The organism is Aliarcobacter vitoriensis, from assembly GCF_048320235.1.
In the GTDB taxonomy this organism is placed as follows: domain Bacteria; phylum Campylobacterota; class Campylobacteria; order Campylobacterales; family Arcobacteraceae; genus Aliarcobacter; species Aliarcobacter vitoriensis.
This window is the reverse complement of sequence record NZ_CP182882.1, coordinates 952,501-967,832: the sequence shown is the minus strand read 5'-3', so window position 1 is coordinate 967,832 and position 15,332 is coordinate 952,501. Positions and strand designations below refer to the sequence as shown.

At 28.0% G+C, this 15,332-nt stretch carries 19 protein-coding genes; 16 read left to right on the top strand and 3 right to left on the bottom strand.

Annotated features, from left to right (window positions below):
- The 6 genes from waaA (at position 1) to rimM (ending at position 4,490) form a co-directional block, all read left to right on the top strand.
- On the top strand, positions 1 to 1,149 hold the full coding sequence (waaA, locus tag ACNSOS_RS04890; RefSeq protein WP_418186150.1) for a lipid IV(A) 3-deoxy-D-manno-octulosonic acid transferase: 1,149 nt from the start codon (positions 1 to 3) through the stop codon (positions 1,147 to 1,149).
- Complete coding sequence (locus tag ACNSOS_RS04885) at positions 1,140 to 1,892, top strand: pseudouridine synthase family protein (RefSeq protein ID WP_418186149.1); 753 nt, start codon at positions 1,140 to 1,142, stop codon at positions 1,890 to 1,892. The genes waaA and ACNSOS_RS04885 overlap by 10 nt, the downstream gene beginning before the upstream one ends.
- A gap of 151 nt (positions 1,893 to 2,043) precedes the next feature.
- A complete protein-coding gene (gene ffh, locus ACNSOS_RS04880; RefSeq protein WP_418186148.1) occupies positions 2,044 to 3,396 on the top strand; it encodes a signal recognition particle protein in 1,353 nt (450 codons plus the stop codon).
- A gap of 77 nt (positions 3,397 to 3,473) precedes the next feature.
- Entirely contained in the window at positions 3,474 to 3,701 is a 228-nt protein-coding gene (gene rpsP / locus ACNSOS_RS04875; RefSeq protein WP_004511333.1) for a 30S ribosomal protein S16, read from the top strand.
- A gap of 15 nt (positions 3,702 to 3,716) precedes the next feature.
- Positions 3,717 to 3,956 carry a KH domain-containing protein gene (locus ACNSOS_RS04870; protein ID WP_113892895.1) on the top strand — a complete coding sequence of 80 codons (240 nt, stop codon included), beginning with the start codon at positions 3,717 to 3,719 and terminating at the stop codon, positions 3,954 to 3,956.
- 3 nt (positions 3,957 to 3,959) lie between these two features.
- Positions 3,960 to 4,490, top strand: a complete 531-nt coding sequence (gene rimM, locus ACNSOS_RS04865; protein WP_418186147.1) for a ribosome maturation factor RimM — start codon at positions 3,960 to 3,962, stop codon at positions 4,488 to 4,490.
- A gap of 3 nt (positions 4,491 to 4,493) precedes the next feature.
- On the opposite strand, the gene ACNSOS_RS04860 is transcribed toward rimM, so the two are convergent.
- Genes ACNSOS_RS04860 through flgG form a run of 3 tightly spaced genes read right to left on the bottom strand, consistent with a single transcriptional unit; the run spans position 4,494 to position 6,513 of the window.
- Entirely contained in the window at positions 4,494 to 5,339 is an 846-nt protein-coding gene (locus ACNSOS_RS04860) for a hypothetical protein (RefSeq protein ID WP_418186146.1), read from the bottom strand.
- Positions 5,326 to 5,712, bottom strand: coding sequence for a hypothetical protein (locus tag ACNSOS_RS04855; protein ID WP_418186145.1), 387 nt, complete (start codon positions 5,710 to 5,712; stop codon positions 5,326 to 5,328). The genes ACNSOS_RS04860 and ACNSOS_RS04855 overlap by 14 nt, the downstream gene beginning before the upstream one ends.
- Before the next feature lie 12 nt (positions 5,713 to 5,724).
- Positions 5,725 to 6,513: a flagellar basal-body rod protein FlgG gene (flgG, locus tag ACNSOS_RS04850; protein ID WP_113909588.1), complete on the bottom strand. Its 789-nt coding sequence runs from the start codon at positions 6,511 to 6,513 to the stop codon at positions 5,725 to 5,727.
- A 162-nt stretch (positions 6,514 to 6,675) separates the two neighbouring features.
- Between flgG and ACNSOS_RS04845 the strand changes: the two genes are divergently transcribed.
- From ACNSOS_RS04845 to ACNSOS_RS04800, 10 genes are read left to right on the top strand one after another with little or no spacing between them, the layout of a single operon-like run.
- Positions 6,676 to 7,047 (top strand): response regulator, encoded by a 372-nt coding sequence (locus ACNSOS_RS04845; protein ID WP_026803956.1) that lies wholly within the window; start codon positions 6,676 to 6,678, stop codon positions 7,045 to 7,047.
- A 14-nt stretch (positions 7,048 to 7,061) separates the two neighbouring features.
- Positions 7,062 to 7,934, top strand: a complete 873-nt coding sequence (locus ACNSOS_RS04840; protein ID WP_418186144.1) for a hypothetical protein — start codon at positions 7,062 to 7,064, stop codon at positions 7,932 to 7,934.
- 11 nt (positions 7,935 to 7,945) lie between these two features.
- On the top strand, positions 7,946 to 8,665 hold the full coding sequence (locus ACNSOS_RS04835; protein WP_113892908.1) for a flagellar hook-basal body protein: 720 nt from the start codon (positions 7,946 to 7,948) through the stop codon (positions 8,663 to 8,665).
- Positions 8,665 to 9,060, top strand: a complete 396-nt coding sequence (flgB, locus tag ACNSOS_RS04830; protein ID WP_113909587.1) for a flagellar basal body rod protein FlgB — start codon at positions 8,665 to 8,667, stop codon at positions 9,058 to 9,060. Before ACNSOS_RS04835 ends, flgB begins: the two co-directional genes overlap by 1 nt.
- A 12-nt stretch (positions 9,061 to 9,072) precedes the next feature.
- On the top strand, positions 9,073 to 10,788 hold the full coding sequence (fliF, locus tag ACNSOS_RS04825) for a flagellar basal-body MS-ring/collar protein FliF (RefSeq protein ID WP_113909586.1): 1,716 nt from the start codon (positions 9,073 to 9,075) through the stop codon (positions 10,786 to 10,788).
- Positions 10,789 to 10,797: 9 nt separating this feature from the next.
- Positions 10,798 to 11,808 (top strand): flagellar motor switch protein FliG, encoded by a 1,011-nt coding sequence (fliG, locus tag ACNSOS_RS04820; RefSeq protein WP_113892914.1) that lies wholly within the window; start codon positions 10,798 to 10,800, stop codon positions 11,806 to 11,808.
- Positions 11,808 to 12,551 carry a FliH/SctL family protein gene (locus tag ACNSOS_RS04815; protein WP_418186143.1) on the top strand — a complete coding sequence of 248 codons (744 nt, stop codon included), beginning with the start codon at positions 11,808 to 11,810 and terminating at the stop codon, positions 12,549 to 12,551. Before fliG ends, ACNSOS_RS04815 begins: the two co-directional genes overlap by 1 nt.
- A 49-nt stretch (positions 12,552 to 12,600) precedes the next feature.
- Entirely contained in the window at positions 12,601 to 12,888 is a 288-nt protein-coding gene (locus ACNSOS_RS04810; RefSeq protein ID WP_113892917.1) for a FliM/FliN family flagellar motor switch protein, read from the top strand.
- A gap of 10 nt (positions 12,889 to 12,898) precedes the next feature.
- Entirely contained in the window at positions 12,899 to 13,585 is a 687-nt protein-coding gene (locus ACNSOS_RS04805) for a flagellar hook assembly protein FlgD (RefSeq protein ID WP_113892919.1), read from the top strand.
- Positions 13,586 to 13,597: 12 nt separating this feature from the next.
- Positions 13,598 to 15,280 carry a flagellar hook-basal body complex protein gene (locus ACNSOS_RS04800; RefSeq protein WP_418186142.1) on the top strand — a complete coding sequence of 561 codons (1,683 nt, stop codon included), beginning with the start codon at positions 13,598 to 13,600 and terminating at the stop codon, positions 15,278 to 15,280.
- Positions 15,281 to 15,332: the final 52 nt, after the last annotated feature.

Below are 15,332 nucleotides of genomic sequence, written 5' to 3'. Positions count from 1 at the left end.
TTGAGCCTCTTTAGTATATTTTACAATTTTATTTTAATAGTTGTTTATATACTGTTTATTCCATTTTTACTTTATAAAACAAAAATCAATAAGTACAAACAAGCAATTCCCGCAAAATTTTTTTTAAGAAATAATCCAAAATTTGATAAATCTGGTGTTTGGTTTCACTCTTGTTCTATGGGAGAAGTAAGAGCTATTAAGCCACTTATTGAAAAATATAAAGATCAGTCAAATGTAACAGTGATTACAAATACAGGATTTTCAGAGGCTAAGAATATCTTAGATAGTGTAAGGTATCTTCCTTTTGAGATTTTTTTACCATTTTGGATTACAAAACAAAAAGTTTTAGTTGTTATGGAAGCTGAGCTTTGGTATATGCTTTTTTTAGTTGCAAAAAGAAAAAGTGCTAAAACGATTTTAATAAATGCCAGAATTTCTGATAAATCATATAAATCATATAAAAGATTTAGTTTTTTTTATAAGAAAATATTTAATAATATTGATAAAGTTTTTGCACAAAGTGATATTGATAAAAAAAGGCTTGAAGAGTTAGGTGCAAAAAATATTGAAGTTATTGGAAATATAAAATTAGCTCAACTTCCACAAAAAAATATTGATTTATCAAAGCCGAAAGAAGTTTTAATAACTGCTGGAAGTACACATGAAAATGAAGAAGAATTAATATTAAATTCATATAAAAAAGATTTTGGTAGATTAGTCATTGTTCCAAGACATCCAGAAAGATTTAAAAAAGTTGATTTTTTGATTAAAAATTTTATAAAAGATAAAGATTTAACATATCATAGATTTAGTACTAAAGAAGATTTTACAAGTGATATTGTTTTAGTTGATAAAATGGGTATTTTAAATGACATTTATGCGATAAGTGATGTTACTATTTTAGGTGGGGCATTTGAAAGAATTGGTGGACATAATCCAATAGAACCGGCATATTTTGGAAATATAATAATAAGTGGAAAGAATATTTTTAATCAAAAATCACTTTTTGATTGTATAAAAAATTACTATTTAGTTGAAAATAGTGAAATAGGAAATTATTTAGAGAATTTAAAAACTTTAAAAAAATCAGAGCTTACTAAAGCTGGATCTTTTGATCCAATAATTAAGGAGATAGATAAATGGCTGTAATGTATGATAAAGCTTATAAGCTTTTAGCACAACAAGAAAAAATTTCAAATTCAAAAGCTAAAGAGTTAATTGATAGAGGTTTAGTTAAAGTTGGTGATAAAAAAGTTTTAATAGCACGTGGTGAAATAAAAACTGATACAAAATTTAGTGTAAAAGAAGTGGCAAAAACTAAAGTTATTTTTGAAGATGAAAATATTTTGGTTGTTGATAAACCAGCTTTCATAACAGCAGATGAAATAGCAAAAACATTTGATAATGCTATACTTTTAAATAGGCTTGATAAAGAAACAAGTGGTGTTATGATGTTTGCAAAAAATGAAGAATTCCAAAAAAAAGCTATTAAAGAGTTTGCCCAAAATAGAGTTTATAAAGAGTATGTTGCTATTGTTGAAGGAAAAGTTGTAGAAGAAATAGAAATTGATAAACCAATTTTGACAACGAAAGATAGAGGAATGGCAAAATCTAAAATTGATAAACATGGAAAAAGTGCAAAAACAACTGTTTATCCAATGCTTGTTGAAGGAAATAAATCAAAAATAAAATTAGTAATTGAAAGTGGAAGAACTCATCAAATTAGAGTACATTTAAGTTCTGTTGGATTACCGATTATTGGTGATGCAATATACGGAAGAACGGCATCAAATGTAAATAGAGTTTTACTTCACTCAAAAATTACAAAGATTTTTGACTATACTTTTGAAGCACGAGAACCAAAAGAGTTCAAAGTGTATGATTTTAATTAATTCTTAAGATTATAAAATACATAAATCCCATAATGAAGGGATTTTGTAAAAACTACAAACTAAAAAAATACTTAAAAATCTTAAATCAATTAATCTATATTAAAGTAAAATTTTAATAGAATCCCAAAATAAAAATTTATGGAGATATATTTTGTTTGATTCAATAACAGGTTCAATACGTGGCGTAGTAAATAAAATAAGACATCAAGATGATGTTGCATCACTAAGTCGTGCGATATCTGAATTAAAAAAAGCATTTTTAAAAGCTGATGTTCATCATAAAACTACAAAAGAACTATTGACTGCAATTGAAATTGGTACAAAAAATATAGGAATTGGACAAGATAATTTTATAAAAATTCTAAAAGATGAACTTACAAAAACTTTAACTGCAAATGGAAATCAAGGTTTTGTATTTTCTTCAACTCCTCCAACTGTTGTTTTGATGACTGGACTTCAAGGAAGTGGAAAAACAACAACGACTGGTAAATTAGCAAATTATTTAAAAACAAGAAAGAAAAAAGTTTTAGTTGCCGCTTGTGATTTACAAAGACTTGCAGCAGTTGAACAGCTAAAACAAATAGCAGCTTCTATTGAAGTTGATATATATTTTGATGAGGGCGAAAAAAATCCTATAAAAATTGCTCTTGCAGCAAAAGAAAAAGCTATAAAAGAGCATTATGATGTACTTTTGATAGATACAGCTGGACGATTGGCAATAGATGAAGAGCTAATGGAACAGTTAAAAGATATTAAAGATGCCATAAATCCAAATGAGATTTTTTATGTAGCAGACTCTTTAACAGGACATGATGCAACTAAAACTGCAACAGCATTTAAAGAAAAAATAGGAATAGATGGAGTTATTTTATCAAAATACGATGGAGATACAAAGGGTGGAGTAGCACTCAGTATTGCTTCTCAAGTTGAAGTTCCTTTAAGGTTCATTGGTATTGGTGAAAAAATGCCAGATTTGGAAGTATTTATTCCAGATAGAATTGTATCAAGACTTTTAGGGCTTGGTGATATTGCTGGACTTGCTGAAAAAACATCAGCAATTATTGATGAAAAAAAAGCAAAAGAAGTTACTAAAAAAATAAAAAAAGGTGAGTTTAACTTTAATGACTTTTTGGAGCAACTTCAAATGATGAGTAAACTTGGAAGTTTAAAATCAATTATAGGAATGATACCTGGGCTTTCTTCTATGGCTCCAGCATTAAAAGAAATGGATTTTGAAAATTCAAAAGAGATTATAAGAATAAAAGCACTTATTTCTTCAATGACTCCAAAAGAGAGGGAAAATCCTGATCTTTTAAATCCAAGCAGAAAAAAAAGAATTTCTTTAGGTTCAGGACTTAGTGAAGTTCAAGTAAATAAAATATTGAAACAATTTAAAAATGCTTCAAAAATGGCAAAACAGTTATCAAGTAAAGGTGGAATGAAAGGTTTACAAAATATGCTCTCTCAAGTTGGAGCAAATGGAATGCCTAAAATTCCAAGATAAAAATATTAAATAGTATTGAGTTGTGAACTTGTTTTGAGTTCAGAATTCAATACTATAAATTTAAAAAAGGAAATAAAATGACAGTAATTAGATTAACAAGAATGGGAAGAAACAAAAAACCATTTTATAGAATAGTTGTAACTGATTCAAGAAAAAGAAGAGATTCAGGATGGATTGAATCAATTGGTTACTTTAATCCAGTTGTTGAACCAAAAGTTCTTAAAATTGATGAAGAAAGATATAACTATTGGTTAAGTGTTGGTGCAAAACCATCTGAAAAAGTTAAAAAATTAGCTTCTAAATAATTATATTGAAATAACATGATTACAAATTTCATAGAAAATTATGCAAAATTAGTTGTAGCTGTTCCAGAAGATGTCGTTGTTTCTAAAGAACAAATAGATGAACATTTTGCCGAGATTACAATAAATGTTAATAGTGTTGATATTGGAAAACTTATTGGTAAAAATGGTAATATGATAAATGCTTTAAAAACTATTGCAAATGGTTGTAAGGCAAAAGATGGAATATCTTATAAAATACAAGTAGTTACAAAGTAATATATGAATAATAGTATTTATGTTGCAAAATTAGGGAAAGCAGTTGGCTTACAAGGTCATTTAAGACTTTTTATTGACTCTGATTTTCCTGAACAGTTTAAAAAAGGTGCAGTTTTTACAACAAATAGAAAAGTTTTATTAAAAGTTTTAGAGTATAACCCAAGTAGAGAGCTTATTAGGTTTGAAGGTTATTTGGATATGGATAATGCAAAGAAACTTACGAATAGTGAACTTTTTACATCTGTTGAAAATACAAAAGAATCTTGTAAATTAAAAGAAAATGAACATTTCTGGTTTGATTTAATCTCTTGTGAAATTTTTGAAAATGATTTGAAATTGGGAATAGTAAAAGATATGCACAGATTTCCTTTAAATGATTATTTAGAAGTTTCTACTGATATTGAACTTATAAATAAAAATTTACCAAAAACATTTTTAATACCTCATATTTTTGATAGTTTCATTGAAAAAATAGATATTGAACAAAAAAAGATTTTTGTTAAAAATTCATTTGAAATATTAGAAAATTCTTAATTTCTAGTATTTACATCTCTTATTAAATTCTTCTTCTAACATCTCTAACGAATAAGCTTCTTTAAATCCCTCGGTTAATAGCTTTGTAAGTAGTTCATCTCTTATATTATCATCTAAAAAAGGTCCATAGTATAGTTCTATGTTATTTTCATTGTCTCTACATAATAAAATATTAGTATTAACATTTACAGCTTTGTCTAAGTATTTTTTATTTAAATTGCCTTTAATTTTTGCTATATTTATTAGTTTTACAAAATCCGACTTTTCGATAACTGATACTTCTTTTTGACTATCATTTATAATAGCAGATTTATTTTCCTCTTTTTCTTCTTTTTTTACCATAAGTTCATTTTGTTGTTTATGTTTTTCTTTTATATCTTGAGTAAGTTCGTTCGTTTGTTCTTTATTATTTACAATAGCTTCATCTTTTTTTTCTTCATCATCTTTATTGATTATAGAAGTTTCATTTTTTACAGGTTCTTCAATTTTGTTTAATTCTTCAATTTTTTGAATCTCCATATTTTTATTTGTCAAAAGTGCTAATTGTTCATTTAACTTTTCAGGTTCTAAATTGTTAAAATCAAATTTAAAGTCCTTTTGCTCAGGAGTTGCAATTGTTTCTATAGGAATATTTTCATTTGTATTTGTAATATTTTCAACAGTTTTTTTATCATCAGAGTCTTTAAATAAAAGAATAACAACTAAAATAATTAAGAATAAAGATAAAACAGCTATAGATATGATTAAAATTTTCTTTATAAGAGCTGATTTACTTTTTTTTATTTGCTCATTGTTTTCAGTATCTACATTCTCGGGACTATTTTCAGGAGTTGTATTAGTTGTTTCCATCTTGTTGTTCTTTTAATCTCTTCTCTTTAATTTTTTCATAATATTTTTGCCTATATTCTCTTAATTCTTCTTTTTTCTTTTCTCTGTATTCTCTATCATATTCTAGTCTTTTTTCTCTATTTTGCTCATAATACTCTTTTTTGAGTTCTTTATAAGCATTTATCTTTGATTTAATAGATTCTTGACGACTATCCATATGTATTTTTTGGTTTTTTGCAATTTCCTTAATTTTTGCAAAAAAATTCTCTTCTTTTAGATCATCTTCATAGTCTATCTCTTTTTTGAGTTTACTTTTTAAATAATAAGCTTTCTTCTTTTGTTTATGTTTTGCAAAATTGCTTTCGCGTTTTTTTCTTAGTTCATCAAAATTCATAATAAATTAGAATTAATTTTTCAACCTATTTACTACATCAAGCATATTATCAGCAGTCGTAATTGCTTTTGAATTTGCTTCGTATGCTCTTTGTGCTGTAATTAAATCAACCATTTCATTTACAAGTTTTACGTTTGAACTTTCTATCATTCTTTGTCTTAATCCACCAAATTGTGCTGTCAAAGGGTTACCTTCAACAACAGCACCACTTGCTTCACTTTGCATAAACAAAGAGTCACCCAGGGGAGTTAATCCAGCTGGATTAATGAAATCTGCTAGAACAATTTGTCCTAACTCTATTGTATCACCAGTTTGAGGATTTTTTGCTGATAAGAAACCATCATTTCCAATACTTAAATCTTTATATTCTTGTGGAATTACAATTTCGGGTTCAAGTGGATATCCATTTCCATTTACTATAGTTCCTTCATCATTTAATTTAAAGTTACCATTTCTTGAGTAAGCTATTTCACCACTTGGGAGCGTAATTTGGAAAAAACCTTTTCCTACAATAGCAATATCAAGATCATTTCCAGTTGTTTTTAAGTCACCTTCTGTAAAATTTTTCTGAATGTTTGCGAGTCTTACTCCTAGTCCAGCATCAATTCCTGTAGGGTTCATTGTATCTTGAGTTGTCTGTCCTGCTGTATAATTTAAAGATTCATAAATTAAATCTTGGAATTCAGCTCTATCTTGTTTAAATCCAGTTGTATTAACATTGGCAATATTGTTTGAAGTAACATCAATTTGATGTTGCATTGCATTCATACCAGTTGCTGCTGTATAAAGTCCTCTAATCATAGAATTCTCCTTGATTATCAATTGTATTTAATTATATTTTAATAAGAATTAAACTTTGATAAAAGTCTCCAAAATTTGCAAAAATAATTTTAAGTAAATATTTAAAACAAATTTAATATAATGCATATTTTATTGAAATAATTTAAACATAAAGAGGGAAATATGAGAATTCTAATAGTTGATGATAGCTCAACAATGAGAAGAATTATCGGGAATGTAGTTATGCAATTAGGATTTAATAAAGAGAGTTTTGATGAAGCTGAAGATGGATTAAAAGCTTGGAAGTTGTTGACTGAAGGGCATTATGATGTGATTTTGACAGACTGGAATATGCCAAATATGAATGGTTTAGAACTTGTTAAAAAAGTAAGAAGTGAAGGAACACATCAAAAAACTCCAATCATTATGATTACAACTGAGGGTGGAAAAAGTGAAGTAATTACTGCTTTAAAAGCAGGAGTTAATAACTATATAGTTAAGCCTTTTAATGCAGAAGTTTTAAAAGAAAAATTAGATGGTGTTCTGAAAAAATAAATTAAGGGGTTATTATGAGTATGAGTCAAGAAGATATCGAAGCCTTAATGAATGGTTTAGATATTCCAGCTGATGATAGTACAGATGTTTCTAAAGAAGAACCAAAAAACGATGAGAAAATAAATACAAAAGAGATAGAAGAACTATTATCTCAAGTTGAAAATCAAGATAATGAAAGTATTCCTGTATCAAGTGAAAAAAAGATAAATGAGATAGAAACCCTTTTAAATGATATTGATGAAAAATCTATTGATGAGCAAGTACAAGAAGTTACTAAAATTAAGAGTAATGAAGTAGAAGATGATAAAGTAAAAGATGAAATTGTTAAAGAGTGGTCATCTTCAAAAATAAATGAAGGTGTTTTCCCTTTTCCTGCAGAAAATGATACAAAAGTTGTTAGCCAGTTAAGCCAAGTTGCAAATGACTCTGAAGAGAAAGTATCTCAAATATTTGATGTATTAAGTTTGACTTTAGACAATAATGGTGACTTAAGAAAAAAGATAAAAGAGTATGAAGAGTTTAGTCTTTCTCAAGAAAAACTTCTCAATTCATTAGCTAGTAAATTCCCAAATATAAATGTATTTCAACAACAATTAGGAAAAGTAAAAGAATTTGAAAACTCTTTAAAAGGGTTACGTTCTATGTTGGACGATGAAGATATGCATATTTTTCAAGGTATGGAATTGATGCAATTCAATGATATAAATAGACAAAAAATTGAAAGGGTTATGTCTGTTATTAGAAAGTTGTCTATTTACTTAAATAATCTTTTCGAAGAGGACAATCCAAAAGAAATACCTATGGCTAGACATATTCATGGTGATAGAGATACAGAGGATTTGGTTGGAGATGATTTAGATAAATTAATAGCAGAATTTAGTAATTAAAGGAGATTAGTATGAATCAAGGAGTTTATCCATTAGCTGCATCTATGATTAATCAAATCAATAGATTAGATCAAATAAGTAATAATCTTGCAAATGTTGATACTCTAGGATTTAAACAAGAAGGAACAGCTGAAACGTCATTTAATTGGTACTTACAAAGAATGCAAAATGAATATAAAACTCCATTGGTTGAATCTGTTGTTACAAATACTATTCCTAAAATTGATACGAGATATATAAATCCACAAATGGGACCTGTGTTGATGACAGGTAATGAATTAGATTTTGCATTAAATGACAATGAAACTTTTTTTAAAATACAAAATCAAAATGGGGATATTGTATACACTAGAGATGGTGCTTTCAAAAATCTTGATGGATTTTTGGTTGATGGAAATGGAAATAATGTTTTAAATGCTGATAATGGAGCTATAGAAGTTGAAGAAGGTTTTGAGTTACAAATTGGAGTTGTTCAAACACCTTTTACAAATCTTGAAAAAGTTGGAGATAATACATATAAAGCAATTAATGAAGAAGAAATTGTAAACTTCGAAATTAATGATAATAGAATTTTAAGAGGATCTGTTGAACAGTCTAATGTAAATAGAGTTAGTACAATGGTTGAGTTAATAGATGCGCATAGAAGATTTGAACAATCTCAAAAAGCTATTAAAACTATAGATGAGTTAAATGCAGGATTGATAGAAAAAATCGGAGGTAATACTAGATAATGCAAGCAAGCGAAGTATCGAATAAACTTTTTGAACAGTTAAATTTTAGAGGCGAGAGACAAAAAGTAATATCTAGTAATATTGCAAATGTAAATACACCAAAATATAAAACAAAAGATTTAATATTTGATGAAGAGTTAAAAGAACAAAATATTTTAAATTTAAAAAGAACAACATCAAATCATATGTATAATATTGACTATAAAGGATTGAGTAATCCAAGATTGGTTCAAGTTCCAAATTTAGTTGAGCAAAATGATGGAAATAATGTAAATTTAGATAGTCAAATGAGTGAGCAATCAAAAAATAAAATTATTTTTGATGCTATACAATCTTCAATAAAAAGAGATTCAAGATTGTTCAGGTCTGTTATTGATGCTTCTGGCAAAAGTTAATTAAGGGTTTAGATGGAACAACTTTTGAAGTTTATAAATAATCTAAATAAAGCACAAAGAATTGCAATTGTAGGTGGGTTTGCAGTATTAGTACTTTTAATAGCTGGCTTCTTGATATATAGTAGTGTTAAAGCTGAAGATAAAAAATTGAGTTATACAATTGCTTCAAATCTTACACAAGCTGATGTTATGAGAGCAACAGAAGAACTTGAAAATGCTGGAATACAATTTGTAGTAACAGGAAGTGGAAATAATCTTACACTAAAAACTTCAAAAGAGTTTATAAATATTGCTAAAATAAAACTTGTTACTAGTGAAGCTTCTACAAATAAACATGTTGGTTGGGAGATATTTGAAAAATCATCTTTAGGTACAACAAATTTTGAAAATAAAGTTAAGTATTTAAGAGCATTAGAAGGAGAGCTTAGCAAAACACTAGAATCATTGTCTGGAGTTTTGAAAGCTAGTGTAAAAATTGCTATTCCAAAAGAAACAATCTTTACTGAAAAAAGAAGTGATACAACAGCATCTGCTGTTATTACTTTAAAACAAGGTATTTTTCTAACTCAAAAACAAGTTGATGGTATAAAAAACTTTATTTCATCAGCTGTCCCTGATTTGAAAACTGAAAATATACAATTAATAGATCAAGATGGAAATCTTTTAGAAGTATCAGCTGATGAGATGAATACTCAAAAATCAACTATCCAAACAAAATTTAAGGATAAAGTTGAAGAAGATTATGAACAAAAAATTATAAGTTTATTGGAACCTGTTGTTGGTGTGGGAAGGGTTGTTGCTAAAGTAAATGTAACTTTAGATTTTGTTAGAAAAGATATAGAAGAAGAGATTTATAGTCCAGAAGGAAGTATAAGATCTCAACAAGTTATAGAAAATACTAGCAATGCACAAGGATTACCTGTAGATGTTGGTGGAGTAGCAGGAGTGGATAATAATATACAACCTCCACAAATGGCAGTTGATAATAATAAATTATCACAAAATAGTGAAAGTTCAAATACAGTTACTAACTATGAAATATCAAGAAAGTTGATATCTCAAAGAGATGGAAATTTTACAAATATTAGAAGGATTACGGCTTCTGTTACATTTGATTCAAGTGTTTTACAAGATCATCCTGATAGAGCAGGTTTTTTAGCTTCTTTAGAATCTCTAGCTTCTGATGCAATAGGTTACGATAAAGCAAGAGGAGATACAATTACCGTTAGAGATTTTAAGTTTGTTGGCATTAAAAATTATAATGAGAATGGTGAATTGCTTGATGAAAATGGTAATGTAATAAGCTCAAATAGTAGTTATTTAGGAGCGATGAGTGTTAAATCTATACTTGAAGAGTATAAAGATTATATTCAATACCTAATCGTTGGATTACTTCTTTTTATTTTTTATAAAAAATTTATTGCAAGTAGTGATATGGTTATACTAGGGGAAGGTAAAAAACAAGAAATATTTGTTGATGATGAGGATTTAGTAAAAGATATGTTAGCTGGTCTTGATGATGAATTAGACCAAAATACTGCTCAGGGAAGATTAAAGTCAAAAGTTAAAAGTCAAATTTTAAATAATATTGATGGATTAGATGAAGAATCAGCTGCTAAATATGAAGTCTTTATAGAAGAATTAGATAGAGAGATAAATAGTAATCCAGCTGATATTGCTAGAATGATAGAGTTGCTTTTAAGTGAAGGCAATGTTAATTTTAAATAAGGTTGATTGATGGCAACAGATGCTTATAGCGATATTGATATATTAAAAGGTATGTCTATGATAGAAAAAGTCGCAAGATTTTTTGTATTAATAGGTGAAGATTCTACTGTTAAAATATTTCAATATCTTGATAAACAGTATGTTGAACAAATTTCAACGGCTATTACTCAAATTCAATCGATAAATAAAGATGTATCTTTAGCAATATTAGAAGAATTTCACTTGTACACAAGAACTAAAGGATTTATTAGTTCAGGGGGATATGATTTTGCTAAAGAAATTTTATATAAATCTATAGGGCAAGAAGCTGCTGATGAAGTTTTAGAGAAACTTTCAAGAATGAAATTGGCAAATCAAGCTTTCTCATACTTAGATGGAGTTAATCCAAAACAATTAAGTGATTTTATAAAAGATGAATCTCCTCATACTATAGCTGTTATTTTAGCACATATGGATCCATCAAAATCAGCTGATGTTTTAATGGAATTAGATGAAGAAATAAGAGTAAAAGTTAGTATTCAAATAGCTACTATAAAAGATGTTTCTCCTGATGTTGTAAGAACAATTTCAGCTGTTTTAGAGAGAAAATTAGAGTCTTTATTATCTTCTATTGTTGATGTTGGTGGAGTTAAAGTTGTTGCTGATATGCTGAACAAAATGGGACCAAAAGCTATCGATATTTTAAAAAATATAAATGGTATAGATACGGCATTAGCTGCAAGAATTAAAGATAATATGTTTGTATTTGAAGATTTATTAAATTTAGATACTGAGTATATTATGAAAATCATTCAGGGTGTTGAATCAGCAGATGTTGCTGTTGCTATGAAAAATGCAACAGATGAGCAAATTGAAAAGGTTACAAGTGCAATGTCTCAAAGGGTAAAAGAGAGATTTTTTGAAGAGAGTGAAATGCTTACAAAAGTTAAGATTAAGGATATTGAAGCTGCTCAAAGAAGAATGCTTGCTATTGCACAAAAGTTAATGGATGATGGAGTTATAGAAAGAGAGAATAATTAATGGCTGAAAATGTATATTCAAGTGCAAAAGTTGTAAAAGGCGAGGGTGATATACAAAAATTTGAATTATCTAGTTTTAGTAAACGTAACTCAAAATTACATAAAGACGAAGCACAGCATTTTGTCGAGCTAAAAATCGATGAAACTGAAGATAATATACAAAATTTTTCAGAGGAAAAAGATGTTAAAAATGAGCCTGTTAATATTGTAGATAATACTCAAGTTTTAGAAAAAATAGAGCCGATATTTTTAGAGTTTGAAAAGCTTACCCAAAAAATAGAACAAGTATCACAAAAAGTTACAATGATAGAGCAAGATGCTATAACAAAAGGTAAAGATTTGGATGAACAAGTTGTTAAGGCTATAAAAGATTTAAAGCAATATGCAACTTTTTTTGAACAAGCAACTTTTCAACTGGAGAGTAAACTTTTAAAAACATCAATTTCTATTGCACAAAAAATTATAAATATTGAAGTTGGTGAGAATTCTACAAAAATAGCTAAACAAACCATACAGCAACTATTGTTAAAGCTTAAAAATGCTTCAAAAGTTAAAATTCATCTTAATCCAAAAGATTATCATATTTTAAAAAAAGATTTAGAATTAGAACCATTTATTGAACTTTTTGAAGATGCAAATGTTGTGGCTGGTGGAGTTGTAATTGCTAGTGATTTAGGAAATTATGATGGAAGTATTGAAACAAAAGTATCTTCAATGCTTGAATCTTTAGATTTAGTAATATAATATAGATTTTATGTTACAATATACTAAATAATATTAAAAAGTATTAAATATGGAAATTAGTGAAAGAGTTTATGATTTATTAGTTGATACAGAAATTGTAGTTGATGTTATGCTTGGTAGTACAAGTATATCTGTTGGTGAATTTTTGAAATTAACAGAAGGGGATATAATCTCTTTGCATAAACCAGCAGGTTCTGGTGGTGAAATTTATGTAAATTCTAGGATTATAGGAACTGGAGATATAATCGTAATTGATGAAAAACTAGCAGTTAGAGTACAAGATGCTATGGACTCTGATAATGTTGTTAGGTATTTCTTTGATGAAAATATGATATAAGGAGTTTAAAATGGCAGATAGTTTAACAGTAAGTAGTAGCACAGATACTTATGGTAATCAGTACACTCAAAGTGTAAGTAATGATCAGTTAACAACAAATGATTTCTTAAAGCTTATGATTGAAGAACTTAAGTTGCAAGATCCAACAAAGCCTATGGATTCAGCAAAAATGCTTTCTACTCAAATGCAAATGAGTACATTGAATGCAAATCAAGAAATGATAAAAGCTTTACAATCTATACAAACGGCTTTTAACCAATCTTCTTTATCAACAGCAACAGGAGTTATTGGACATAAGGTTGAAAATGGTTCAACTTATGATGATGGAACATCTAAGCAATTTGCAGTAACTTCTATTGAGATGCAAGATGGAGAAGTTATAGTTGTTGGAAGAGAATACAAATATTCTATTTATGAAATAGCTATAAAAGAAGGTGAAGGTGATGATGCAAAATATAAAGCTGTTGCCTATGATTCAAATGGAAATATTCTTGATGATAAAGGTGAGAAAACTGGTAAAACAGTAGTTTTAGAAAGTATTGGAAAACCAAAAGTTCAAGATGGAAAAATGATAATAAAAGATGAAGATGGAAAAGAGATAAAAGATCATAGTTACTTATTTACAGGAACTACATATCCACAATATGCTGATGAAGATATTAAATTCCCATTTTCTTCGATTACAAAAATTGCATAATAAGGATTTATTATGATAGGTGCAATGTGGAAAGGAATGTCTGGTATCTACCAACAAGATAGAGGAATAGCTGTTGAGTCAAATAATCTGGCAAATTCTAGTACAGTTGGACATAAGAAAGACCAAATAACTTTTGCTGATTTATTATATACAAATGGTGGAATGGGACATGGTGTAGGAAGCCAAAGTGTTTCAAAACAGTTTCAACAAGGACAAATTGTTGGAACTGGTGTAGGAATAGATGTTGCACTCGAAGGTAAAGGATTTATGGTAGTAAGAAGTAGAGAAAATCCCGATGAGATTTTTTATACTAGAGCTGGAAATTTGGTACAAGCAAAAGATGGATTTTTAGTAAATCAAGATGATTATAAAATGCAAGGATTAGTTCCACAAAGTAGATTAACAAGTTCTACGAATCCTACTGATACTATGTTTACTGATGAATTTGCAAGAAATATAGTTTCTACAAATATAAGTAACAGTTTGGGTAGAATATTTAATATCAATGCAAAAACAACTGATTATACATCTTCTGCAAAAAATGATGATATTGCACAAAAAGGTGATAACTATAAATCATCTCAATCTAAAATAAATGATGTTGATGCTTTAAGAGAAGATTATATCAATAAGTTAAAAGAGTATCAACTTACTCCAAATGTTCCTGAAATATCTTCTCAAGCTCAAAAATCTCAGGTTGATTTTTCTTCAAAAATATCATCACTTACATCTGAAGATAATAAATTATCTATTACAGTGGGAAATAAAACTTTTAGTGTAGAGTTTGATCATGATGGAAATATCAATCAAGATGAGATGGAAAAACTATATAACTTTTTAGATGATAGTGGAAGAGAAAAATATGGTTTGATAGATCCATCATCAATTCCGACACAAGATGATATAGATAATATGCCTATAACAACTCCAGAAGAAATACAAGCAAAAGCTGATAGACAAGCTTTAAGAGATAATTCTATAAATGCATATTCAAGTGCAAAAAGCTTAGTAAAAGCTATGCAAGATTTATCGGATAAAATTTCAGCATATGCTGGATATTCTTCTAGTGCAAAAAGTGGAACACTTGAAATAGAGAGTTTAATTCAAGGAAAAGAGTTTAAAATAAGTGAAGTAGAGTTAAATAATGAAAAAATAAATTCTACGAATATACAAGAAGCTATTAAAGGCTCTGGAATGGCTATGATTGATAGTGCCAAAGAAGCTTTAAAACAAGCTGTTGAAAAAGCAGATGCAAAATATTTAGAAATAACTAATGTTTTAGATTATGCTGATTTGAATACTATTGGTATGACAGATTTAAATGTAAGATTAGATGTTTTAGGACTTGCTGATAAAGATGTAGCTGATGTTGAAATATCAGATGATGGATTTATTTTCGTAAAAAGTGGAGATAACAAATTTTTAGTGGGAAGATTAAGTACAGCTTCTTTTAGAAATGAACAAGGTTTAAATCCTGCTGGTGGAAATTTGTATTCTCAAACTGATTTGTCTGGAAATCCTTTTAATGCTGATACTATGAATACAATAAAAGGAAAATCACTCGAAAGAGCAAATGTTGATTATGGTACAACACTTACACAAATTATGGTTTATCAAAAAGCATTTGAAGCAAATTCAAAATCTATTACAACTTCAGATGAATTTTTACAAACAGCAATAGGATTGATAAAATAGTATGAGCTTTTGCTCATACTTTTGTACAAAATTTTGTATAAAAGTATGAACA